25 protein-coding genes and 1 pseudogene are annotated in these 22,652 nt (G+C 64.9%); 9 read left to right on the top strand and 17 right to left on the bottom strand.

Annotation, left to right across the window (positions count from 1 at the left end; genetic code table 11):
- Nucleotides 1–23: 23 nt before the first annotated feature.
- The gene (locus FYJ91_RS02525) at nt 24–419 is read right to left on the bottom strand and encodes a hypothetical protein (RefSeq protein ID WP_149520697.1); all 396 of its coding nucleotides are present in this window, start codon (nt 417–419) and stop codon (nt 24–26) included.
- A 248-nt stretch (nt 420–667) separates the two neighbouring features.
- Here FYJ91_RS02525 and wecB point away from each other — a divergent pair, with 248 nt between their 5' ends.
- The 3 genes from wecB (at nt 668) to FYJ91_RS02510 (ending at nt 5,741) form a co-directional block, all read left to right on the top strand.
- A complete protein-coding gene (gene wecB / locus FYJ91_RS02520; protein ID WP_149520696.1) occupies nt 668–1,765 on the top strand; it encodes a non-hydrolyzing UDP-N-acetylglucosamine 2-epimerase in 1,098 nt (365 codons plus the stop codon).
- Between the two features lie 85 nt (nt 1,766–1,850).
- Nucleotides 1,851–4,130: a ribonuclease R family protein gene (locus tag FYJ91_RS02515; RefSeq protein WP_149520695.1), complete on the top strand. Its 2,280-nt coding sequence runs from the start codon at nt 1,851–1,853 to the stop codon at nt 4,128–4,130.
- Nucleotides 4,131–4,232: 102 nt separating this feature from the next.
- A complete protein-coding gene (locus FYJ91_RS02510; RefSeq protein WP_181008312.1) occupies nt 4,233–5,741 on the top strand; it encodes a hypothetical protein in 1,509 nt (502 codons plus the stop codon).
- Between the two features lie 11 nt (nt 5,742–5,752).
- Here the strand turns inward: FYJ91_RS02510 and FYJ91_RS02505 are convergent, their stop codons facing one another.
- Genes FYJ91_RS02505 through FYJ91_RS02485 form a run of 5 tightly spaced genes read right to left on the bottom strand, consistent with a single transcriptional unit; the run spans nt 5,753 to nt 10,707 of the window.
- A complete protein-coding gene (locus tag FYJ91_RS02505) occupies nt 5,753–7,165 on the bottom strand; it encodes an efflux transporter outer membrane subunit (RefSeq protein ID WP_149520693.1) in 1,413 nt (470 codons plus the stop codon).
- The gene (locus FYJ91_RS02500) at nt 7,158–8,042 is read right to left on the bottom strand and encodes an efflux RND transporter periplasmic adaptor subunit (protein ID WP_149520692.1); all 885 of its coding nucleotides are present in this window, start codon (nt 8,040–8,042) and stop codon (nt 7,158–7,160) included. Before FYJ91_RS02500 ends, FYJ91_RS02505 begins: the two co-directional genes overlap by 8 nt.
- Entirely contained in the window at nt 8,039–8,254 is a 216-nt protein-coding gene (locus tag FYJ91_RS02495; protein ID WP_149520691.1) for a DUF1656 domain-containing protein, read from the bottom strand. The genes FYJ91_RS02500 and FYJ91_RS02495 overlap by 4 nt, the downstream gene beginning before the upstream one ends.
- Nucleotides 8,251–10,299 carry an FUSC family protein gene (locus FYJ91_RS02490; protein WP_149520690.1) on the bottom strand — a complete coding sequence of 683 codons (2,049 nt, stop codon included), beginning with the start codon at nt 10,297–10,299 and terminating at the stop codon, nt 8,251–8,253. The genes FYJ91_RS02495 and FYJ91_RS02490 overlap by 4 nt, the downstream gene beginning before the upstream one ends.
- A 3-nt stretch (nt 10,300–10,302) precedes the next feature.
- The gene (locus tag FYJ91_RS02485; protein ID WP_425473965.1) at nt 10,303–10,707 is read right to left on the bottom strand and encodes a MarR family winged helix-turn-helix transcriptional regulator; all 405 of its coding nucleotides are present in this window, start codon (nt 10,705–10,707) and stop codon (nt 10,303–10,305) included.
- Between the two features lie 117 nt (nt 10,708–10,824).
- Here FYJ91_RS02485 and FYJ91_RS21145 point away from each other — a divergent pair.
- The 3 genes and pseudogenes from FYJ91_RS21145 to FYJ91_RS02475 form a co-directional block, all read left to right on the top strand.
- Nucleotides 10,825–11,229 (top strand): annotated as a pseudogene (locus tag FYJ91_RS21145) (Npun_F0296 family exosortase-dependent surface protein); the annotation flags it as partial.
- Nucleotides 11,120–11,557, top strand: a complete 438-nt coding sequence (locus FYJ91_RS02480) for an Npun_F0296 family exosortase-dependent surface protein (protein ID WP_484385950.1) — start codon at nt 11,120–11,122, stop codon at nt 11,555–11,557. The pseudogene FYJ91_RS21145 and the gene FYJ91_RS02480, both read left to right, overlap by 110 nt.
- Nucleotides 11,558–11,582: 25 nt before the next feature.
- The gene (locus FYJ91_RS02475) at nt 11,583–11,837 is read left to right on the top strand and encodes a hypothetical protein (protein WP_149520687.1); all 255 of its coding nucleotides are present in this window, start codon (nt 11,583–11,585) and stop codon (nt 11,835–11,837) included.
- A 4-nt stretch (nt 11,838–11,841) separates the two neighbouring features.
- Here the strand turns inward: FYJ91_RS02475 and FYJ91_RS02470 are convergent, their stop codons facing one another.
- Both FYJ91_RS02470 and dcd read right to left on the bottom strand, forming a co-directional pair.
- Entirely contained in the window at nt 11,842–12,513 is a 672-nt protein-coding gene (locus FYJ91_RS02470) for a phosphorylase family protein (protein WP_149520686.1), read from the bottom strand.
- Nucleotides 12,514–12,516: 3 nt separating this feature from the next.
- Entirely contained in the window at nt 12,517–13,071 is a 555-nt protein-coding gene (gene dcd / locus FYJ91_RS02465) for a dCTP deaminase (protein ID WP_149520685.1), read from the bottom strand.
- 146 nt (nt 13,072–13,217) lie between these two features.
- Here dcd and FYJ91_RS02460 point away from each other — a divergent pair, with 146 nt between their 5' ends.
- Both FYJ91_RS02460 and FYJ91_RS02455 read left to right on the top strand, forming a co-directional pair.
- Complete coding sequence (locus tag FYJ91_RS02460; protein WP_246152369.1) at nt 13,218–13,664, top strand: GAF domain-containing protein; 447 nt, start codon at nt 13,218–13,220, stop codon at nt 13,662–13,664.
- Between the two features lie 39 nt (nt 13,665–13,703).
- Nucleotides 13,704–14,168 carry a GAF domain-containing protein gene (locus tag FYJ91_RS02455; protein WP_149520684.1) on the top strand — a complete coding sequence of 155 codons (465 nt, stop codon included), beginning with the start codon at nt 13,704–13,706 and terminating at the stop codon, nt 14,166–14,168.
- On the opposite strand, the gene FYJ91_RS02450 is transcribed toward FYJ91_RS02455, so the two are convergent.
- From FYJ91_RS02450 to FYJ91_RS02435, 4 genes are all read right to left on the bottom strand, one after another.
- Nucleotides 14,165–14,617 carry a cytidine deaminase gene (locus FYJ91_RS02450; RefSeq protein WP_149521303.1) on the bottom strand — a complete coding sequence of 151 codons (453 nt, stop codon included), beginning with the start codon at nt 14,615–14,617 and terminating at the stop codon, nt 14,165–14,167. The genes FYJ91_RS02455 and FYJ91_RS02450 overlap by 4 nt on opposite strands.
- A gap of 10 nt (nt 14,618–14,627) precedes the next feature.
- Nucleotides 14,628–15,110 carry a UPF0262 family protein gene (locus tag FYJ91_RS02445; protein ID WP_149520683.1) on the bottom strand — a complete coding sequence of 161 codons (483 nt, stop codon included), beginning with the start codon at nt 15,108–15,110 and terminating at the stop codon, nt 14,628–14,630.
- Nucleotides 15,111–15,238: 128 nt separating this feature from the next.
- The gene (locus tag FYJ91_RS02440) at nt 15,239–16,282 is read right to left on the bottom strand and encodes an HlyD family secretion protein (protein ID WP_149520682.1); all 1,044 of its coding nucleotides are present in this window, start codon (nt 16,280–16,282) and stop codon (nt 15,239–15,241) included.
- Nucleotides 16,279–16,713, bottom strand: a complete 435-nt coding sequence (locus FYJ91_RS02435; protein WP_149520681.1) for a MarR family winged helix-turn-helix transcriptional regulator — start codon at nt 16,711–16,713, stop codon at nt 16,279–16,281. Before FYJ91_RS02435 ends, FYJ91_RS02440 begins: the two co-directional genes overlap by 4 nt.
- Before the next feature lie 161 nt (nt 16,714–16,874).
- Between FYJ91_RS02435 and FYJ91_RS02430 the strand changes: the two genes are divergently transcribed.
- On the top strand, nt 16,875–18,389 hold the full coding sequence (locus FYJ91_RS02430; protein WP_149520680.1) for a replicative DNA helicase: 1,515 nt from the start codon (nt 16,875–16,877) through the stop codon (nt 18,387–18,389).
- A gap of 282 nt (nt 18,390–18,671) precedes the next feature.
- Here FYJ91_RS02430 and FYJ91_RS02425 read toward each other — a convergent pair whose 3' ends face one another.
- From FYJ91_RS02425 to cobA, 5 genes are read right to left on the bottom strand one after another with little or no spacing between them, the layout of a single operon-like run.
- Entirely contained in the window at nt 18,672–19,439 is a 768-nt protein-coding gene (locus tag FYJ91_RS02425) for a phosphoadenylyl-sulfate reductase (RefSeq protein WP_149520679.1), read from the bottom strand.
- Nucleotides 19,432–19,857, bottom strand: a complete 426-nt coding sequence (locus FYJ91_RS02420) for a DUF934 domain-containing protein (RefSeq protein WP_149520678.1) — start codon at nt 19,855–19,857, stop codon at nt 19,432–19,434. Before FYJ91_RS02420 ends, FYJ91_RS02425 begins: the two co-directional genes overlap by 8 nt.
- Nucleotides 19,850–21,484, bottom strand: a complete 1,635-nt coding sequence (locus FYJ91_RS02415; protein WP_149520677.1) for a nitrite/sulfite reductase — start codon at nt 21,482–21,484, stop codon at nt 19,850–19,852. The genes FYJ91_RS02420 and FYJ91_RS02415 overlap by 8 nt, the downstream gene beginning before the upstream one ends.
- Before the next feature lie 6 nt (nt 21,485–21,490).
- Nucleotides 21,491–21,778 (bottom strand): DUF2849 domain-containing protein, encoded by a 288-nt coding sequence (locus FYJ91_RS02410; protein ID WP_149520676.1) that lies wholly within the window; start codon nt 21,776–21,778, stop codon nt 21,491–21,493.
- A gap of 10 nt (nt 21,779–21,788) precedes the next feature.
- Nucleotides 21,789–22,586: a uroporphyrinogen-III C-methyltransferase gene (gene cobA / locus FYJ91_RS02405; protein ID WP_149520675.1), complete on the bottom strand. Its 798-nt coding sequence runs from the start codon at nt 22,584–22,586 to the stop codon at nt 21,789–21,791.
- Between the last annotated feature and the right edge of the window lie 66 nt (nt 22,587–22,652).

The raw sequence follows: 22,652 nt of genomic DNA, 5'->3' as shown, positions 1-22,652 counted from the left end.
TTGAATCGCTTGAAACCGGTGGATCAGGCGATCGAAGGTGGTCCTCGTGTCGGGGGCAGGATGGCGCGGGCTTGCTGCGGGCGTGCGGCAATGGTGAGCCGTAGCCCCGCCGCCATGATGAACGCGATGGCGATCGCGATCAGAAACGGATCGGTGAAGCCCAAAGTCGCGAGGCCCAGGCCGGTGAAGGCGCAGGGGCTCTCGGCCTTGGCGCTATCGCCCTGACGCTTCGGGTCGGCAGGCAGCGCGATGTGCACCGTCTGCCCCTGTTCGCCGCCGCACAGCGTGACCGTGAAGCCGGTCGTGCTGGCGCTGGTCATGTATCCCGTGGGCACCAGAGCCTTAACGCCAAGCGCGAGCGCGACGATGATCGTCGCGAGGAGTGCGTGACGCCGGAAGAAGGCCCGGATGGCGTGCATGAGGCGGGCCTGTAGGCGGGCGGGCCGGCGAAGTCCATTGGACAACTTGTCCACCTCTCGTCCTCGCTGTTTCTCTCCCCACTCGTCATTGCGAGCGTAGCGAAGCAATCCATTCCGAACTTCGGAGTGGATTGCCGCGTCGCCTTTGGCTCCTCGCAATGACGAGTGGAGGAGAGGTTGCGAGCAGAGGGTGTTGGCCGCCCCAACGCTTCCCCCTATACCGGCCCTATCTTGGGGAGCCTTCGTACATGTCCAGTCCTGCCCGCGTTCACCTGATCGCCGCCGCGCGGCCCAATTTCATGAAGGTGGCGCCGCTGTGGCATGCGCTGAAGGCGACGGAGGACTTCGTGCCCGTCATCGTCCACACCGGGCAGCATTATGATGCGGCGATGTCCGACGACATCTTCGCCGATTTGCGTCTGCCCGCGCCCGATCATCATCTCGGCATCGGATCGGGGACGCATGCGGAGCAGACCGGGCGCGTGATGATCGCTTATGAAAAGCTGGCGATGGAGGAGCGGCCCGACTGGCTGATCGTCGTCGGCGACGTGAACTCGACGGCGGCCTGCGCGATGGCGGCGGGCAAGCTGCGCATCCCCACGATCCACCTCGAAGCCGGCCTGCGCAGCCGCGACCGCGACATGCCCGAGGAACTCAACCGCCTCGTCACCGACGTCCTTGCCGACGTGCTGTGGACGCCGTCGCCCGATGCCGACGAAAACCTGATCGCGGAAGGGATCCCGGCAAGCCGGATCACTCGCGTCGGCAACATCATGATGGACAGCTACGAACTCGTTCGCCCGTCGATCGAGGCTGCCGACGCCGCCGGTGCACTGGGCTTCCAGAAGGGCGGTTACGGTGTGGTGACGCTGCACCGCCCGTCCAATGTCGACGTGCCCGAAAAGCTCGCCGAACTGGTCGACGCGCTGATCGCGGTGCAGATGCATCTGCCGCTGATCTTCCCGGTCCATCCGCGCACGAGCCAGCGGCTGGGCGACGAAGGCCGTGCGAAGCTGGAGGCTGCGGGGATCAGGCTGATCGGGCCGCAGGCCTATATCGCCTTCATGAGCCTCGTCTCGGGCGCCGCCGCGGTCGTCACCGATTCGGGCGGTATCCAGGAAGAGACTACCTATCTCGGCATTCCGTGCCTCACGCTGCGCGACAATACCGAGCGGCCGATCACGATCAGCGAAGGCACCGCGCGACTGGTGAAGGCCCCGGCGCTGCTAGACCAACTGCTCGACGCGCTCGCGCAGCCGAAAAAGGATCGCAAGCGTCCGGACAATTGGGACGGCAAGACCGCGCACAGGTGCGTCGAGGATTTGCGGAAGCGGACGTTCGGGTAACGCCAAAAGCCGTCATCCCAGCCTCCGCTGGGATGACGTTTGGGGCTTGGCCTTTCGTTGGGGTGGCGACCTGCTACACAGGGCCATGCCCAAACGCCCCAGCCCCGGTCTGCCGACCCGAGAGCAGATCCTCGACTTCATTCAGAAATCCCCCACGCCCGCCGGGAAGCGCGAGATCGCCAAGGCGTTCGCGCTGCATGCGCAGGACAAGATTCTGCTCAAGGCGTTGCTCAAGGACATGGCCGACGAGGGGCTGATCGACAGCGCGCGGGGCCGCGCCTTCCACAAGATGGGCGGCATTCCCAAGGTCACGGTGATCCGCGTCACCGACATCACAGACGAGGGGATCGCGCTGGGCGTGCCCGAAACCTGGCATGGCGACGGCGCGCCGCCGCAACTGCGCGTGCGCGAGATGCGCGGCAAGGGTGCGGCGTTGGGCGTCGGCGATCGGCTGCTGGTGCGGACGGAGGAGGCCGGGCGCGGTTGGGTCGCGCATCCGATGAAGCGGCTCGCCAAGACATCCGAGCAGATGCTGGGCATCCTTCACCGCGAGGGCGACAAGCTTTGGCTCCGTCCCGTCGACAAACGCGAACGGCGCGAGACGATGGTGTCGGACGCGGGCGATGCCGAAGCAGGCGATCTCGTCCTCGCCGAAAAGGCGGGCCGCCCGCCGCGGATCACCGCGCGCGTGGTCGAGCGGCTGGGCGATCCCTTCGCCCCGCGCAGCTTCAGCCTCGTCGCGATCCACAAGCTCGGCATCCCCGATGTCTTCCCCGAAAGCGTGATCGAGGAAGCGAAGATCGTTCCCAAGCTCGAACTGGGGGATGGGCGCGAGGATTTGCGCGACGTGCCGATCGTCGCGATCGATCCGGTCGACGCGCGCGATCATGACGACGCGATCTGGGCGACGCCCGACAGCGATCCCTCCAACCCCGGCGGCTTCCAGGCGATCGTCGCGATCGCCGACGTCTCCTTCTACGTCCGCCCCGGCTCCGCAATTGATCGCGAAGCGAAGAAGCGCGGCAACAGCGTCTATTTTCCCGATCGCGTCGTCCCGATGTTGCCCGAGGAATTGTCCGCCGACATCTGCTCTTTGAAGCAGGATCAGGATCGCGCGGCGATGGTCTGCCACATGACTATCACGGCGAGCGGCACGATCAAGGCTTGGCGCTTCACCCGTGCGGTCGTCCGCATTGCCGCGAACATTCCCTATGAGGATGCGCAGGCCGCGATCGACGGCAAGATCCTGCATCCGCTGACCGAAATCGCGCTCAAGCCGCTATGGGCCTGCTGGAAGGCGCTCTATGCCGCGCGGCAGAAGCGCGAGCCGCTCGAGCTCGATCTGCCCGAACGGCGCGTCGTGCTCGACGAGAAGGGGCGGATCATGTCGGTCGCGGCGCGCGAGCGGCTCGATGCGCACAAGCTGGTCGAAGATTATATGATCGCGGCCAACGTCGCCGCCGCCAAGGCGCTCGAGGCGAAGAAGGCGCCGGTCATGTATCGCGACCACGAAACGCCGAGCCGCGAGAAGCTCGTCGCGCTCAAGGATTATCTCGCCACCTTCGGCATGGAGTTCGCGCTGGGGCAGGTGGTGAGGCCGTCCACCTTCAACCACATCATCGCGAAGATCCCCGACGAGACGGTGAAGCCGCAGATCATGGAACAGGTGCTGCGTTCGCAGACGCAGGCTTATTACGCGCCCACCAATACCGGCCATTTCGGCCTGGCTTTGGGCAGCTACGCGCATTTCACCTCGCCGATCCGGCGCTATTCGGACCTGATCGTGCATCGCTCGCTTGTCGGCGCCTATGGCCTCGAATGCGGCGCTCCGCGTCTGAAGGGCGGCGGCAAGGTCGACATTCCGGCCTCGACCAAGCTCACCAGCGACGAGGCTGATCGCATGACCGCGTTGGGCGAGGCGATCAGCCAGGCCGAGCGGCGCGCGATGGAGGCCGAACGCGACACGATCGACCGCTATGTCGCGGCCTATCTGAGCCAGCATGTCGGCGAGTTGATGGACACGCGGATCACCGGGGTTCAGCCCTTCGGCTTCTTCGCGACGGTGGAGACGATCGGCGGCGACGGGCTGGTGCCGGTCTCGACCCTTGGCACCGAATATTTCCGCTACGACGAGAAATCGCAGTCGCTGATCGGCGAGGAGAGCGGCGAAACCTATTCGCCCGGCATGCGCCTGAAGTTACGCCTCGCCGAAGCCAGCCCGATCACCGGATCACTCCGGTTTGAGCTGGAGGAAGGCGGCGTAAGCGGCACGGCCCCCCGGCGTGGTGGCAAGGATCGCAAGCGCCTGCCGATGGGCCGGCGCGGGCGGCCCAGCAACATCCGCCACCAGGGACGGAAGCGTTAGAAGGCTGAACGCAATGGTGGGGCGGGCATTTCAAGCGCTGCTGCAGAAATGATTGCACCGGGCGGGCCACTGGTGCGAGGCAGCTGCTTTGCGCTCCTATCCTTGGCGGCGCTTTTGGTGGCGCTGTACACATCCTTCCGCCTTCCGCTGGATACCAGCTGGACGGACCTCTTTCACGAGGGCGAATACCTTTCGCCCCACTTATACTTCGAAACGGCGCACGCATCGCCACTGCTGATCCACGGGCAGATGGATTACTGGCCGGCCCAATTCGCCGCGACCCATTGTCCGGGCGCGCTGCTCGTCTGTACGCGTGCGATCAATAGCGGCTTCACGGCGCTTGCGGGTGTGCTCTTTTTCCTTTGCGCGATGGCCGCTGCCCCGCGCCATCGGAGTCGGGCGTTTGCGGGAGTGATCGCCATCATCTTGATGCTGGCGATCAATGGCACGCGCGACACCATCGTCAATATCCAACAAGGCGCGCCAGCGATACGGGACGTTTGGCCGCTGACAACCATCCTGTTCCTGCTGCTGGCGGCGGGCCGTGGCGGGAAGGCAGGTCTACTGCTGTCCTTTCTCGGCGGATTGGTCGCGGGGTCGACAATGTTCTTCGCGTATAACCGCGGACTGGCGAACATCTTAGCCGTCATCACGTATATCATCGTAACGGCAGTGGCGGGAGCGGGTCGGCGTAAGAGTATCGCCGCTAGCAGCGGGTTGGGGATTGGTCTGGCGCTACTGGTCGGGGCCGATCTGGACATGGCTCGCACACATACAGCTAACGTTCTCTACTGGATCATGCATGGCGAAATTTGGGCTTTTGGTGTCCGGGCGTCGTTAGGAATGCTTCGCGCTTTTATATTCTATTCTTTTGCCGCGCCGCTCCTGATTGGCACTTTATGGTTCGGTTGGAAGTCATGGCATCGTCAGTCGCGATCCGAAATCGTACCAATACTAGCTTTTCTGGCCGCTATATGCGCGCTGACGCTGATGCAAACCATGCAGCGTTATGACCAGGTCCATCTGAGCTTCGCCATACCATATCTGGTTTTGTTGGCCGTTGTTCTCCAAAGCCACCGGCCTGCGCCTACTCGCACCGCTGTGTTGCGTCCAGCAAGCTTGGCCATTTACGCAATTGGGTTGGTTTTAATTACAACGGATTATCCTCTTTTTGGAGGACTGAGAGGTGCTGCCGCACCCAATCTGCATGGTCTGCTGCTCGGCGGGTTACCGCGTGACATCGACCTCGTCGAACCAGATGTTCGTTCGGTGGCCTCGTTGTTGCGACTGTCCAATCCCGATTGTACCTATGTCCTCAACAATGCGGCGGGCCTCTACCAACTGAGTTCGCGCAAGCCCTGCTCGACCGTGATGATGCCCCTCTACGCAAGCGGGACTGCGGAAACGCAAATCATAGAGGACCTCGCCAAGGCGCGCCCACCGTTAATCGTCTCAAGGTCTGGCGACTGGTTCGAGGTGATCGATGGCCGCGGGCTGGATGTGCGGACACCCAAGCTTGCGGCCTGGATTGCGGCGAATTACCCCACGAGGTTCAACGTCGGCAAAATAGAGTTGAGGTCACGAATGCCGGGCCCGCGCAGGGCGATATAAATATTACGCTTTTAGCCGACGTCGGTCCAACCGCCGCCCAGCGCCATGAAGATCGCGATCTGATCGAGCGTGAGCTGTGCCTTTGCCGAAGCGCTCGTCACCTCCGCGCTCGCATAGCTGCGCTGCGCGTCGAGCAGCGAGAGGAAGTCGCCCCGGCCGAAACGGAACAGCTTGCTCGCCTGGTCGGCAGACAGCGCCGCCGCATTGCTCGCGCGGATGAGCGCATCGGCGCGCTGTGTGTCGCGGCGATAGGTTTCGAGCGCGGTCTCGGTCTGGCGCAGCGCCTCCAGCACCGTGCCGTCGAAACCCGCGAGATCGGCCTGCACCTGCGCATCGGCCTGCGCGATCCGGGCGCGAACGACAGGGCGGTTGGGGAAGGACCAGCTGAGCAGCGGGCCGAGGCTGAAGCCGAACGATGTGCCGCTGCCGATATCCTTGAGCGGGCCGTTCAGTCCCAGAGATCCGCCGATGCTGATCTGCGGATAGAGATCGGCGGTCGCGACACCGACACGCGCCGTGGCAGCCGCGATGCTGCGTTCGGCCTGCCGGATATCGGGCCGGCGGCGGATCAGGGCGGCGCCATCACCGACAGGAAGGGGACGAGCGATCATTGGCAGGGTCGCGCAATCGGCGATGTCGAGGGGAAAATCGGCGGGTGCGCGGCCGAGCAGGGTGGCGAGCAGATAGAGCGCGGTCTGTCGCTGGCCTTCGAAGGAGGGGAGGGCGGCCTCGCTCGCATCGACCGCCGCTTCCGCGCGGCTCACGTCGAACGCCGTGCCGCGTCCGTTGGTGGCAAGGCGTCGCGTCGCGTCGAGCGTGTCGCGCTGGAGCCCCACGACATGCCGGTTGACGCCCAGCAGGTAATTGGCGGCGCAGACCTGCGTATAGGCGCGCGCTGTCGCGGCGGCGACGCTGACGCGGACATAGTCGCGCGCCGCCTCGGTTTCCTCGACATCGGCGTTGCTCGCCTCGATCGCGCGCTTGATCCGGCCGTTGAGGTCGAGCGGATAGGATGCGCTCAGCCCCAGATTGTCGGCGACGGTGCCGGGCAGCGGCTGGCCGGTGCCCGATGCGCGCGCCAGCGTCGCGCTCGCGCCGATCGAGGTGGAGATCGTGCGCCCGGCCTGCGCCTCGCGCAGTACGGCTTCGGCGCGCGCAATATTAGCATCGGCGACGCGCAGGTCGGTGTTGGCGGTGAGCGCCTGTTCGACGAGCGCATCGAGTTTGGGATCGTCGTAGAGGCGCCACCAGCGATCGGGCAGCGGGGCGGCACCGTCGACACCCGCACCTGCCGCCGAATGGAAAGCCCCCGTCGCAGCGGGCGTGGTCGCCGCCGAATGGGTCGGCGCGTGATAGTTCGGCCCGGCGGTCGCGCAGGCGGCGAGGCTCAGCGCCAGCAGCGGCGCGATCTGGGGCTTAGTCATGACGCTGCTCCTTCGCCGGCTCCACCGTCACCGTCGCCGTCCGCCCCGCGATCAGGCGCACGTCGGCGGGCACATGATCGAGCCGCACGCGAACCGGAATGCGCTGCGCCAGCCGCACCCACGAGAATGTCGGCTCGACCGAAGGAAGCAGATTGCCGCTGTCGGTGCGGCTGGTGTCGTTGATGCCATAAGCGATGCTTTCGACATGGCCGGTGACGTCGCTCGCCTCGCCCATCAGCCGCACATGCACCGGCGCGCCGATGCGGATCAGCGGTAGCTTGGTTTCCTCGAAATAGCCTTCGACGCGCAGCGAATCCCGGTCGATCACCGCCATCGCCTGCTGCCCCGCCGCGACATAATCGCCCGGATGGAGATCGAGATTGGTGACGATGCCGTTGACTGACGCGGTGATGCGGGTGCGCTTCAGGTTGAGCGCGGCGGCGTCGCGCGCGCTGATCGCCTGCGCGAGCGCGGCTTCGGCCGTGGCGACGGCGGCGAGATTCTGTTCGTGGCTTTCGGTCGCGACCAGATCGCCCAGCGCGAGGTCGCGCTTCGCGGTGCGCCGCGCCTGGCCCAGCGTCGCCCGCGCGCTCGCCACCTGCGCCTCGGCCTGGCGCAGCGCCAGCGCGTAGCGGGGCGTATCGATCACGAATAACGGATCGCTCGCCTTAACCGCCTGATTGTCGCGCACCGAAACCGATGTGACGAGCCCGCCGATATCGGGCGTCACCCGCACCACATCCGCCCGCACGCGCCCGTCGCGCGTCCACGGGCTGCGCTCATAATGGGTCCACATCCACACCGCGACAAAGAGGGCGGCGATGACAATGACGATCGTGGCGGCGCTGCGGGTCAGCAGGGCGGCAAGGCGGTTCATAGCGAATATCCGAAGGAGGGGACGAGGATGCTGAGCAGGCCGAGGATCAGTACGAACAGGCTGAGATCGACGAGCGCGCGATAGGCGACGAAGCGATAGAGGCCGAAGGCGCCGATCAGGCGGGTGACGACGAACGCGCCCCCCAACGCGATCATCGCGAGGACGAGCAGGGTCGGCACGAACACCCCGTCGAACGAGACTTCCCCGGTCATGCGGCGATCCTTCTGTAGGCGGGGGCATCGGGGAACAGGTTGCGGCGTAAGGATACGAGTGCCAGCGTTCCGTCGCGCCGCGTGGCGGGGGTGACGTCGTTCGCCATCACGTCCATCGCGCCGTCGATATCGCGCAACAATGTCGGGTCAGCCGGTTCGGGAGCAGCTGGATCGAGCCGGCGATAATGATCGCCGACATCGGCCAGCACCCGCGTCAGCGGCGCGGACTGCGCGGCGGACAGACCGAGCCGCAACTGGCGCAATTCGCCGATCGCGATGCCGGTGCGCAGATCGCGCAGCGCATCATAAAGCGGGGCGCCGCCATCCTTGCCGATCGCGGCGAGGCGCGGGGCGAGCAGGCCGATCCGATCGAGCATCCGGTTGATCCAGCCGCGCAGATCGGGCGCGGACATAAGGTTAGCGCGCGCCGCGATATCGGCCCAGCCGGCGCGGATCGTGCGGCGGATCGCGCCCTCGGCCCCCGCCGACTGGAGCAGGCCGACCATCACGATCGCGAACCAGATGCCAACCAGCTGTGCGATCGATCCGTTGGCGAAGATCGCGAACTCGTTGACGTAGCGCGCCTCGATCAGCGCAGGGCTGCCCAGCCCCATCATCGCCGGCAGCGCGATCCCGCCATAACGCGGCGAGGCCATGAACGCGCCGCCGATGAGCAAGGCGGGCGCGAGTGCGGCCGCCAGCATTGGAAATCCGTCGAGGCGCGGCAGGATCGCATAGCCATAGATCGCGCCCACCACCGATGCGATCAGCGTGCCGATCCAGAACGCCTTGAGCGGCGCGGCCGGATTTTCGAAGGCCGAGAACAGGGCGAGGAAGACGCCAGCGAGCATCACGGCGGTGCTCGCATCCTTCCATCCGCTGCCGATCCACAGGGCGCAGCCGACCAGCAGGGTGACGAACGCGCTGAACGCCCCACGTACGGCGCCGGCATAATCGCGATGCAGCTCGCGGTTGCGGCGGCCTTCGAGCAATTCGCCCACGCGCGCGGTAACGGGGCGGCGGCTGTGGGTGACGAGCTGATCGCGCAGGTCGCGGCAATCGCGATGCACCTCGACAAGCGCGGCGAGGCGGGCGAGCAGGCTCAGCCGCAGCATCTCGCGCCACGACATATCGGGGCCGGCATCGGGCTCGAGCGCGCGGCACCGCGCGATCAGCTCGGCTGTGATAGCGGTACGGGTGTCGCGATCGTCGCCCGGCGCGGCAAGCCAGTCGCGAACGTCGTCGAGCAGGGCGGCGATCTCGGGCGAGGCTTCGCCGCCTTCGCGCCGCACATTCTCCAGCCTATCCTGCACCGCCGCGCCCAGCGGGAGCAGCATCGACAGCTGGTCCTGCAGCGCACGCACGGTGCGGACGCGCGGGGCGAGGCGCGAAACGTCGAACGGCAGGTGGATCGAAAGTTGGTGAAGCTCAGTCACGTCCAGCGCGAGGCGGCGGCGTTCCTGTTCGACCTCGGGAACCGGATCGGTCGCGATCGCATCGCGCGACCAGCGTTCGGCATCGCGCAATATCGCCTCCACCCGCGCCAGCAGCACGCCCGTGATCGATCCGGGCAGGATCAGACCGTGGACCAGGCTGGCGGAAAGGATACCGATGCTGATTTCCTGCACGCGCAGCGACGCAACGGTGAAGATCTGCGCAGGCGCATCGACGCTGGGCAGGCCGATGATGCACGCGCTGTAGCCGGCCAGGACGAACATGTAGGATTTGGGTGTGCGATCGAGCAGCGACACGAACACGCACAGTGCGAGCCAGCTTGCGAAGGCGAGCGACAGCAATTCAGGCGCGTTGACGAGCGCCGGCACCATCACCACGGCGGCGACCGCGCCGACGAAGGTGCCGATCAGGCGGAAGACCGCCTTCGAAATCACCGCGCCCGCCAGTGGCTGTGCGACGATATAGGATGTCAGAAAGGCCCAGTAGGGTCGCTCAAGCCCGATGCTGAACGCGACGAACAGGGCCAGCATCGCCGCCACGAAGCATTTGATCGAGAACAAGGCGGCCGGAAGGCCGAAGCGTTCGCCCATGGCTCAACCCCGACGCTCCGCGATCCGCTCCGACAGCGTGTCGATCAGGCGTAGTGCGGTTTCGAGATCGGCGTCGCTCAGCCCGTCGAACAACTCTGCGCGGACATCGCGCAGGCGCGCCTCGATCGTGCCGGCAAGGTGCCGGCCTTCGTCGGTGAGCAGCAGGCGGTTGGACCTCTTGTCGTCCGGATCCTGCACCCGAACGACAAGGCCGCTCTGCTGAAGCTGATCGACGAGGCGGACCAGCGAGGGCTGGGTGATGCCAATCGCCTGCGCCAGATCGGTCTGGCGGACATCGGGACCAAGCCGGTCGAGCCAGAGCAGGCACCAGGATGTCGAATTGGAAACGCCGAATTCGACGAGTACCGCATCCGCCAGTTGCCGCCATGCGCGCGTCAGCATCGGCATGCGCTGCGCAATATCCCGCTCGTGACTCGATCGACTCATAATGATTAGGTAGCTAACTAACTGTATCGTTTCAAGATGGTCCCCACATTGAGTCGTTAGGGAATTGCGCGTAATCGAATGCGCGGGGACGTATCGGGACGTGGTGAGATCGTGCGGGCAGCTTTTCCAGTTCTGATGGCGCTCTTGTCGGCGGCGCCGGCATCGGGCGCGGTCTTCGTGTCGGTAGAAGGGGCGGGGGGCAGCGCGCCGACGCTCAGCGGCTATAATTTCGCGCGCGACACGCTGAACGGCAATATCAACGGCGGTGCGAACCTGGCGTTCGGGAGTTCGGGCATCACCGGCACGGTGAGCAGCGGCTGGATCAACAGCTATGACGCCAACGTCTATGGCGGTGTCGGCGGCACCGGAAGATATGGTAGCGTCACCGGAAACACGACGATCAACCTGTCGACGTCGGTCAACTATTTCGGGCTTTGGGGCTCGGCGCTCGACGGCAACAATACCGTCGCACTCTATAAACAACCACACTCTGCTCGGCACCTGGGCGCTGCAATCTGTGCTGCAGGGATCGCCCACGTTCAACAATGCCTATTATGGCAATCCCTTCGGCGGCGGGAATACGGGGGAGGCCTATGCCTTCTTCAACTTCAAGAGCGATTCCGCCTTCAACAAGGTCCAGTTGCTCCAGAACGGCGGGGGCGGGTTCGAGTTTGACGATCTTACCGTCGGGCAGAGCATCGTGGGCGCCGCGCCCGATCCGGCGACGTGGATGACGATGCTGACGGGCTTCGCCCTGGTCGGGATGGCGATCCGTCGTCGCCGTAACGGAACAACCGCGCTGGTTCGGTGATTGTCGATCCGGGAGGATCGCCGACATGAACATTTCCGAACGCAGCGCCATCGAGCGGATCGCTCGCGTGCTGGCGGGTGAGCGGATCAGCGCGAACGCACATGGGGATCAGCCGTCGGCCGCCCGCGCGGTCGACGCCGCCTGGCCCGATTATCGCGAGGATGCGATTGCCGTCCTGCGCACGCTGCGCGAACCCGATGCCGAGATGGCCAAGGCGGGCGATCCCCTCATCTGGGAGGCGATGGTCCGGGCGGCGTTGGGCGAGCGGCCGGCTCGCTGAGGATTTAAAGCGCCGCGATAGCCTGTTCGGCCGCCTCCGCTGCGGCCCGGGCTGCGCGGGCGAGTTGATCGAGGAAGGTGGCGGCGCTGTCCTCGTCCGCCGCATCGGTCGCGGCCTTGATCGCGGCCCAGGGGATATTGTTGAGCGTAGCGAACTGCGCCACCGCCGCCGTTTCCATGTCGATCAGGGTCGCGCCCAATGACATGCCGATCTCGGCGGCGTGGCCCGCGCTTTCCACGAACATGTCCGCGCTGGCGATTCGCGCAGGCGGAACGGCTGCGATCGCATGAAGCTCGAACGCCTTATAGGGCGTGAGCGCGGGAGGAATGCCGAACGGCAAGGCCATGGGATCGAAACGGGCGAAGCCGCTGTCCGATCGCGCGCCATAGTCGCTCTGCACCGCATCGACGATCCGGAACGCGCCACCCGGGCCGAGGCCGATCCGCGCCGCCGTGCCGATCACCATCAGCAGTTCGACATCGTAACGATGTACGAGCAGCGCGGCGGCGCTCGCCGATGCGACCTTGCCGATCCCCGCGCAGGCGAGGAAGCATTGCTTGGCGCCAAGCATCAGCGTTTCGACGACGATCGGCCCCGCGACGCGCGCGCGCGCCGTAGCGGGCGCGAAAGCCGCAAGTTCGGCGGGCATGCCCGCGACGATGCCGATGCGCTTCATGGATTATAGCCGGGGAAGCGTGACGCCCTGCTGCCCCATATATTTGCCGGCGCGGTCGGCATAGCTGACCTCGCACGGCTCGTTGCCCTGCAGGAACAGGAACTGGCACGCGCCTTCATTGGCGTAGATCTTGGCGGGGAGCGGGGTGGTGTTGGAGAATTCCAGCGTCACATGCCCTTCCCAGCCGGGTTCGAGCGGGGTGACGTTCACGATGATGCCGCAGCGCGCATAGGTTGACTTGCCCAGGCAGATGACCAGAACGTCGCGCGGCACGCGGAAATATTCGACCGTGCGGGCCAGTGCGAAGCTGTTCGGAGGGATCACGCAGACGTCGGTCTTGCGATCGACGAAGCTGTTCGCCGCAAAGTTTTTCGGATCGACCGTCGCGCTGTCGACATTGGTGAAAATCTTGAACTCGTCCGAAACCCGCGCGTCATAGCCGTAGGAGGACAAGCCATAGCTGATGCAGCCGTCGCGCCGCTGTGCCTCGACGAACGGCTCGATCATCGCATCGTTCTGCGCCCGTTCGCGGATCCATTTGTCCGACATGATAGACATGCTTTGCGCGTTCCCCTCTTAGACGATACCGTCCTAGCAGCCCGCAGCCGCTTTCAAAGCGCTTTGATCGCATTCGATTGCGTTGCAATTCTCATGCGCTAGAGTCGGGCACGGAGGAGGCACGCGCGTTGGATTTCGAGCGGAGCTTGGCATCGGTTTCGGTGAACGGCGATGTGGCCGACGTGCTGCGCGAGCTGTGCGACCTTACCGGCATGGGCTTTGCCGCGGTGGCCGGAATGACCGAGGAGCGCTGGATGGCACTGCAGGTCTATGACCGAATCGAGTTCGGGCTGAATGCGGGCGACGAGCTCGATATCGCCGCGACGATCTGCAACGAAATCCGCGAAAGCGGCCGACCGATCTATATCGACAGCGTGCGGGATGCGCCGAAATGGCGCGATCATCCGGTGCCCGCCACCTACGGCTTCCAGAGTTATGTATCGGTGCCGCTGTTTCGGATGGACCGGAGTGTCTATGGCACGATGTTCGCGGTCGATCCGAAGCCGCACGTCATCGATACACCCGAAGTACGTAAGTCCATCGTTTTGCTCGCGGCGCGACTGATGACCTTCCTCTATCCCGACGCGATCTAGGTTTATCGTGATCGCGGACCGATATTGTGGAAGCGCGGCATGAGCTTCGCCCGGGATATCAGCGTCATCGCCGGCAGCGGTGCCGTCGGCGAGGTGCTGCGCGAGATGTGCGACCTGACCAATATGGGGTTCGCGGCCGTCGCGCGCGTCACCGAGCGCCGCTGGATTGCCTGCCATGTGCTCGACAAGATCGAGTTCGGCCTGGAGCCGGGCGGCGAACTGGAAATCAAGACCACCATCTGCGACGAGATCCGCGAGAGCGGCCAGCCCATCTTCATCGATTGCGTGGCCGATGCGCCGATGTGGCGGCTGCATCCGGTGCCGATCCTCTACGGCTTCCAGAGTTATGTGTCGGTGCCGCTGTTTCGCGCGGATCGCAGCTTCTTCGGCACATTGTGCGCGATTGATCCGGCGCCACACGTGGTCGACACCGCCGAAATCCGCGCGGCGGTCGATCGGCTGGCGGCGCGGGTCGTCGCGGAAATCGATACCGAACTGGCTTAGCCGATGCCCAGGTCCGACGGGCCGAAGGCGTGGGGCAGCAGTTCCGACGCGCTGTGGCGTGCGAGCGCGCTGCCGTCGGCCGATCCGCAGTGAATGTCGATGTCGCGGCCGCCCATCTGCGCGGCCTCGTTGATGATCTGCCGGCAACGACCGCACGGATAGATCGGCGCGGAGCCGCTGATCGTCCCATCCTTGGCCAGCGCCCCGCCGATGATCCCGATCGCAACCACGTCGCGGAAGCGGCCGCGCGCGTTGACCGTCGCCAGCGCCACCGTCTCTGCGCACAGCGACAGGCCATAGCTGGCATTTTCGAAATTGGTGCCGGTGATGATCTCCCCGTCCGACAGCAAGACGGCCGCGCCGACGCCGAAGCGTGAATAGGGGGCGTGTGCGTGCTTGGCCGCAGTGCGCGCCGCGTCGATCAGGACCGCGCCCGCGACCGCACCCATGTCCACCGGCTCAGCCACGGATGTGGAGCACGCAGATGAGGGTGAACAGGCGGCGCGCGGTATCGAAGTCGACCTCGATCTTGGTCTCAAGCCGCTCCTTGAGCAGCTCAGCCGCCTGGTTGTGGATGCCGCGCCGGGCCATATCGACCGTTTCGATCTGTTGCGGTGTGGCGACCTTGATCGCCTGGAAATAGCTGTCGCAGATCGCGAAATAGTCCTTGATCGGCCGCCGGAAGCTGGCGAGGCCGAGGATCAGGGTTTCGAGCAGGTCGCCCGTCTCCGCCGCGATGTCGATCGCCAGACGCCCTTCCTCGACGCGCAGCTTGACCTTGAACGGGCCGGCATAGTCCTGCGGATAGGCGCGCAGCGGCTTGAAGAAATTCTCTTCCTTCAGATCGAAGATCGCAATCCGACGTTCCTGTTCGACATCGGCATTGCGCCAGATGATCGTCTTTTCGTCGAGTTCGATGTCGATGATGCGTGGGTCGGACATGCTGGAATTCGGATTAGCGCGGGGCGGGCAGGTTGCCAACCATAGCGGTCGCTACAAAAATGCCCCACCGATCCGGGTGAGGCCGGATCGGTGGGGCAGGGGAGGAGACGCCTACTCCGTGAAGCCGATTATTCGGTGAAAATCGTGACGTGCGAGCTCCAGCCGGCGACCAGCGGGCGATCGGGCTTTTCGTCGAGCTGGATGCGCACGGGCACACGCTGCGTGACCTTCACCCAGTTGCCGGTCGCGTTCTGCGCGGGCAGGACCGAGAATTGCGATCCGGTGCCCGCACCGATGCCGATGACATGGCCGGCCAGCTTGCGCCCCGGAACCGCGTCGATCTCCACTTCGGCGCGCTGGCCGATGCGGATGTCGGACAGCTGGGTTTCCTTGAAGTTCGCCTCGATCCAGTAACCTTCGCCGGCGACCAGGTTCAGCAATGAGAAGGACTGCATCGCGAGTGCGCCCGGCTGCAGTTTGTCGGCCTGGCTGATCACCCCGTCCATCGGCGCGCGGACCTCGGTACGCGACAGATCGAGCCGCGCCTTGTCGCGCTGGGCGATTGCGGTTTCGACCTGCGGGTGGCGGCCGTTGCGCAGCATCGTGACCGCACGCGCCGATTCGGCTTCTGCCTGGGTCGACGCCACGTCGGCGCGTGCCGCCGCGAGCTGCGCCCGGGCGGCGTCATAGGCGGCGCGCGTCGTGAAGCCGCGGGCGAGCAGTTCCTGCTGACGGCGGAACGTATCCTGCGCCAGGCTCACGTCCGACGCGCTCTTGAGCGTATCGGCGGCCTTCGAATGATAGTTGCTCTCGGCCTGCGCGATCGACAGCTCGGCATTGCCGACGGCGGCGTCGGCCTGCATCAGCGCGATCCGATAGGGCTCGGGATCGATGCGGAACAGCAGGTCGCCCTTCTTGACGTGCTGGTTTTCGACCACGCCGACGTCGATCAGCCGGCCACCCACTTCGGGCGCGATCGCGACGACATGCGCGTTGACCTGGGCATTGTCGGTCGAAACCTTGCCCATCCCTGCGATCCACAGATAGATGCCCGCCGCCAATAGCAGCAGCGGAACCGACAGCATCAGCGCCAGCCGCTTGAGGTTGCGCTTCGGCGCGAGCTTGGGCTCCCCAACGATCACCTCGGGGGCGACTCTGCTCATCTCGTTCATGACAAAACCTTCTTCGGCGATGTGGAGGCGTTGCCTTCCTCGGCGCGCATGCTCTCTCTTATCCGGCCTAGCAGTTCGAACAGGAGGGTGGCCTCCTGCGGACTGATGGCCGACATATATGTCTGTTCGACCGACCGGCCGATTTCGGTAAGCTGATCGACGATCCCGCCCGCTTTCGTCGTGATGTGGAGACGCCACACGCGGCGATCACTCGGATCCGCACGACGTTCGACCAGCCCAGCATCGGCGAGTCGATCGATCATGCGGGTGAGCGTGATTCGCTCGACCTCCAGGATCTCGGCAACTTCGCTCTGGGTGGGGCCATCCATCCGGCTGAGCAGAAACAAGGTCCGCCACTGCTGGCGGGTGACACCAATGTCACGCGCCTTCGCATCGAATGCATAGCGCACCCGCTGCGAAATATCGTGCATCAGCAACGCCAAGCTCGGGTTGGGATTTGCAAGCATGCTTACATTGTGGATGCTCTCTATGAGTATTGCAAGATTGCGACTCGACTTATCCACAGATCGGCCCAAATATATTTCTCGATCCAGCGCTTGAGGTCGGGGGCAGGGAGGCAGATACTCGCGCGATGCCCGAACCGCTTCGAATCCTGCCCGGCGCGGAAGCGTCCGAGGGCCAGTCGCTTCCCCACAATATCGAGGCGGAAGCCGCGCTGCTCGGCGCGTTGCTGATCGACAACCGCATTGCCGAGGACGTGCAGATCCGGCTGCGGCCCGAACATTTCTACGATCCGCTCCACGGGCGCATCTACGAAGCCGCACTACGAATGGTCGATCGCAACATGATCGCCAATCCGGTGACGCTGAAGCCGATGTTCGATGCCGATGCCGAGATGCGCGAACGCGGTGGTCCCGCATATCTCGCCCAGCTGACGGGCAGCGGCGCGGCATTGATCGGCGCGCGCGACTTCGCCTCGCAGGTCTATGATCTCGCACTGCTCCGCGCGCTCATCGGCGTCGGGCGCACGATGGTCGATCAGGCACTCGACACGTCCGAACTGGTTGATCCCAAGGGCCAGATCGAGGCCGCCGAGGTCGCGCTTTACAAGGTGGCCGAAGAAGGCGGCGAGGAAGGCAGCGTCAAGAGCTTCGGGCAGGCGACCAAGATCGCGGTCGCGACCGCCGAGCGCGCGCTCAATTCGGGCGGCCATGTCTCGGGCATCACCACGGGCCTCGACAGCGTCAACGGCAAGATCGGCGGTCTGCACCCGTCGGATCTGATCATCCTCGCCGGACGTCCCGGCATGGGAAAGACCTCGCTGGCGACCAATATCGCGTTCAACGCGGCGATGCGGCTGGTGCGCGATCGTGATGCGGGTATCGCAGACGACAAGTCGGTGGGCGCGGGGGTTGCCTTTTTCAGCCTCGAAATGTCGGCCGATCAGCTGGCGACGCGCATCCTGTCCGAACAATCGGGGATCAGCTCCGAAAATCTGCGCATGGGCAAGATCAGTCAGCAGGACTTCCGCAATCTCGCCCGTGCCTCGGGCGAGCTGGAGCATCTGCCGCTGTTCATCGATGACACGCCGGGTCTCACGATCGCGGCGCTACGCACCCGCGCGCGGCGATTGAAGCGGCAGCGCGGGATCGGCGTGATCGTGGTCGATTATCTCCAGCTGCTGCAGGGATCGGGCAACAGTCGCGACGGCAATCGTGTGCAGGAAATCTCGGAAATCAGCCGCGGGCTCAAGCAATTGGCGAAGGAACTGAGCGTGCCGGTGATCGCGCTGTCCCAGCTCAGCCGAGCGGTCGAGCAACGCGAGGATAAACGTCCCCAGCTGTCGGATCTTCGTGAATCGGGTTCGATCGAGCAGGACGCCGACATGGTCTGGTTCGTCTATCGCGACGAATATTATGTCCAGTCGCGCGAGCCCAAGCGGCCGATCGAGGGCGACGATGCCAAGATCTGGCAGCAGCACGAGGATTGGGCGCGTGAAATGGAGCGCGCTTTCGGCATTTCCGAACTGATCATCGCCAAGCAGCGCCACGGCGCCACCGGCAAGGTACGGCTGAAGTTCGAGGCCCGGATCACCAAGTTTTCCGACCTTGCGGAAGATCAATACGCACCCGCCTACGACGAATGACGCACCGTCAGAAAAGGGGCTGACTCACCGGGCGAATCATGTAGTCTATCTCCACCCAAGACCCTCGAAAGCAGGGCATGGGAGAGGAGATTGTTATGGCCATGTTCGAAAGTGCGATCGATACGGTGTTCGGCAGCGCAGTGTGCGCGGCGCCGCTCTATCTGATCTACCAGTTTGGCGTTTACCTGCTGAGCTGAGGCTTGCAGCCGTTACAGGCTGCTCCTTTATTGTTCTGGGGACGACGATGAGGCCGGCGGTGCGCTGAGCCTCTTTTCGTGTTTGTCAGAATACCGGCTCTTCGCCCGGGCGGACGATAGGTTCGCCGTGGATGCCGCACTCCACCTTGTCCCAGCCACGCCAGCGGCCGGCACGCGGGTCTTCGCCGGGCTTCACGATGCTCGTGCACGGTGCGCACCCGATCGACAGATAGCCTTCGGCCTCCAGCGGGTGGCGCGGCAGATCGTGCGTCTCGAAATAGGCGTCGAGATCGGCCTTCGCCCAGTCGGCGAGCGGGTTCATCTTGATCCGGTCGCCGTCGAGTTCGAAGCGGGCGATGCCCGAGCGGGTCGATGCCTGGAAGCCTTTGCGGCCGGTTATCTGCGCATCGAAATCGCGCATCGCCCTGGCCAACGGGATCACCTTGCGGATTTCGCAGCAGCCGTCGGGATCGTAGGACCAGCGCAGACCGGTTTCGTCCTTCGCCTCCACCACAGCCGCTTCGGGCTCGATGATGCGCAGATTGGTGAGGCCGATCCTGGCGACCAGCGCGTCGCGATAGGCGAGCGTTTCGGGAAACATCTTGCCGGTATCGAGGAAGATGACCGGCACGCTGGGATCGGCCTGTGCCACCAGATGCAGCAACACCGCCGATTCCGCGCCGAAGGAGGAGACGACCGCCACGCGATCGAGCAGCCCTTCAGCCAACACGGTGCGGATCATGTCGAGCGTCGGCACGCCTTCGAACCGGGCATTGAGGCGCGCGACATCGTCCGCATCGAAATGCGGTGCGGTGTCGATCCGGTCAATGGCGCGCGTGGCCATCTCAGCCATGCCGCAAGGCCCACACCGGCGGGCGCCGGTCGGCCGTCTGCTGGTAAACGATCGGGTGGAGCGCGAGCAGCTTGTCGAGCGTCTCGGTATCGATGTCCGCATCCGCAATGAAGCTGTCGAAGCCGCAACGGCGCATCAGCGGGATCTGATCGACCAGGACGTCGCCCTGGGCCCGCAGTTCGCCGGTATAACCGGCTTCGCGCAGGATCGACCCGATCGAATAGCCGCGCCCGTCACGAAACTTGGGGAACGCCACTTCGATCAGCGCGAGCCGATCGAGATGCGGGATCAGCGCGCGTGGATCGTCGGTCGGCTCGAGCCGGACGGCGGTCGCGTTTGACTGGCCCATGAAGGCGTCTAGCGTGACGGCGGGTTCTTCGTGAACGGCATCGTCGCGATACCGGAGGGACTTAACCATAGATCGCCTCCTTGAACGGCGCTTCGCCGACGCGGCGATAGGTGTCGACGAAGCGTTCGCCGCCTTCGCGCAGCGTCTTGTAGACACCGACCGCCTTTTCGATCGCGTCGACGATCCCGTCCTCATCGAAGCCGGGGCCGACGATCTTGGCGAGGCTGGTGTCCGCCGCCGCCGATCCGCCGAAGGAGAGCTGGTAATTCTCCTCGCCCTTACGATCGACACCCAGGATGCCGATATGGCCGGCATGGTGGTGGCCGCAGGCGTTGATGCAGCCCGAAATCTTGAGCTTGAGTTCGCCGAGATCGCGCTGTCGGTCGAGGCTTTCGAAGCGCTTGGCGATCTTCTGCGCCAGCGGGATCGAGCGCGCATTGGCGAGCGCGCAATAATCGAGGCCGGGGCAGGCGATGATGTCGCCGATCAGGTCGAGGTTCGGCGTCGCGAGGCCTGCGGCGTCGAGCGCCTGCCACACCGCGTAGAGATCGGCCTTCTTCACATGCGGCAGCACGATGTTCTGCGCATGGGTGACGCGCAGTTCATCGAGGCCGTAGCGTTCGGCCAGGTCGGCCATCACGTCGATCTGCGCCGAGCTGGCGTCGCCCGGGATGCCGACGGTCGGCTTCAGGCTGATGTTGACGATCGCGTAGCCGGGCGCCTTGTGCGCCTTAACCTGTTGGTCAACCCAGAGCGCGAAATCGGGATCCGACCGATCGATTTCGTCCGACAGGCCGGTTTCGAACGCGGGCGGCGCGAACATCGCGGCGATGCGATCGACCTCGGCCTGCGGCGCGTCGAGGCCCAGCGTCTTGGTGTGGAGGAATTCCTCCTCCACCTGGCGCGCATATTCGTCGCGCCCGATCTCGTGGACCAGGATCTTGATCCGTGCCTTGTACAGATTGTCGCGACGGCCATAGCGATTGTACACGCGCAGGCACGCTTCGATGTAACTCAGGAAATCGGCGGTGGGCAGGAAGTCGCGCACCACCGGACCGATCATCGGGGTGCGGCCCATGCCGCCGCCGACGAATACGCGGAAGCCGATCTCGCCCGCATCGTTCTTGCGGATCTGAAGGCCGATATCGTGGAGCTGGATCGCAGCGCGATCCTCCTCGGCACCGATCACCGCGATCTTGAACTTGCGCGGCAGATAGCTGAACTCGGGGTGGAAGGTGCTCCACTGGCGCAGCAACTCGGCCCAGGGGCGCGGATCGGCGACCTCGTCCGCGGCGGCGCCCGCATATTGATCGGACGAGATGTTGCGGATGCAATTCCCGCTCGTCTGGATCGCGTGCATCTCGACCGTCGCCAGTTCGGCGAGGATGTCGGCGGCGTCCTTCAGCTCGATCCAGTTGTACTGGATGTTCTGGCGGGTGGTGAAATGGCCGTAGTCGCGATCATATTTGCGCGCGATATGGGCCAGCATCCGCATCTGCTTGCCGCTCATCGTTCCATAGGGAACGGCGACGCGCAGCATATAGGCGTGAAGCTGGAGGTAGAGCCCGTTCATCAGCCGCAGCGGCTTGAACTGGTCCTCGCTCATTTCGCCCGACAGGCGACGGTTCACCTGATCGCGAAACTCCTCGACGCGGGCATCGACGATCGCCTGATCATATTCGTCGTAACGGTACATTGCGGATCAGGCCTTCTCGATCTGGAAGTCGGGGCGGATGCCGAGATCCTGGCGGCAGGTCGGGCCTGATGCGCGGATACGGTCCTTGATATGGGCGGGCGTGGGGCCGGCGTCGGTCATCATGCCTTCGATCACGACGGGGCCGTTGACGCGGCGCGCGGCTTCCTCGACTGCGGCGATCGCTTCGGCTTCGTGTCCCGCATCGACGGCGTCGGCGACATGTACCGACCAGCCGTTGCCGGTCCACCACGTCACCGCCCCTGTCACGAGGTCATTGCCAGTAACGATCCTCACGCGACGATCCTCAACGCTGTATCTCCATCTGTTCGGCTTGGCGGGCGAAGCTGTGCAGCCGGTTCTCCGCATCGGAAAGCAGCACCACTTCGCCGACCACGATGATCGCCGGGCTCACCACCTTCTCGCGCTGAACCATGTCACCAAGATCCGCAAGCAGCGTCCGCATCGCGCGGCTGCCCTGCAGTGTGCCGCGTTCGAGCACCGCAACCGGCATATCAGGGGTGACGCCATCGGCCATCAGCTTGTCGGCGATGAGCGAAGCGCAGGTCACGCCCATATAGATGACGAGCGTGCGGCCTTGTCCGGCGAGTCCCGCCCAATTCTGCTCGCTCAAACCCTGGCAGGTGCCCGCAACGAAGCTGACCGCGCTGGACCAGTCGCGGTGGGTGAGGGGGAGCATCGCTTCCGCCGCACAGCCGAGCGCCGACGACACGCCAGGCACGACCTCGACCTTCAGGCCCGCCGCGCGCACCGCCTCGACCTCCTCACCGCCACGTCCGAACACGAAGGGATCGCCGCCCTTCAGGCGTACGACCACCGATCCGGCCTTCACATGCGCGATGATCAGCGCGTTGATCGCTTCCTGCGGCAAGGTGTGGCGATCGCGCTTCTTGGCGACCGAGATGCGCTGCGCCTCGGCAGGCGCGAAATCGAGCACGCGCATGTCGATCAGCCCGTCATGCACGACGACATCGGCGCTTTTGAGCGCCTCGACCGCACGCAGGGTGAGCAGGCCGGGATCGCCCGGACCGGCGCCAACCAGGATCACGCGCCCACGCGCTTCGGGATCGAGCAGGGAAACCATGCGTGGCAAATGGCGCTGGATAGCTGTCCACGCAAAGCACGGATGCTTGGGGCGGCGCGAAAAAAA

The sequence above is a fragment of the Sphingomonas montanisoli genome (assembly GCF_008274695.1).
Taxonomy (GTDB): Bacteria; Pseudomonadota; Alphaproteobacteria; order Sphingomonadales; family Sphingomonadaceae; genus Rhizorhabdus; species Rhizorhabdus montanisoli.
This window is presented reverse-complemented; position numbering and strand designations above follow the sequence as displayed.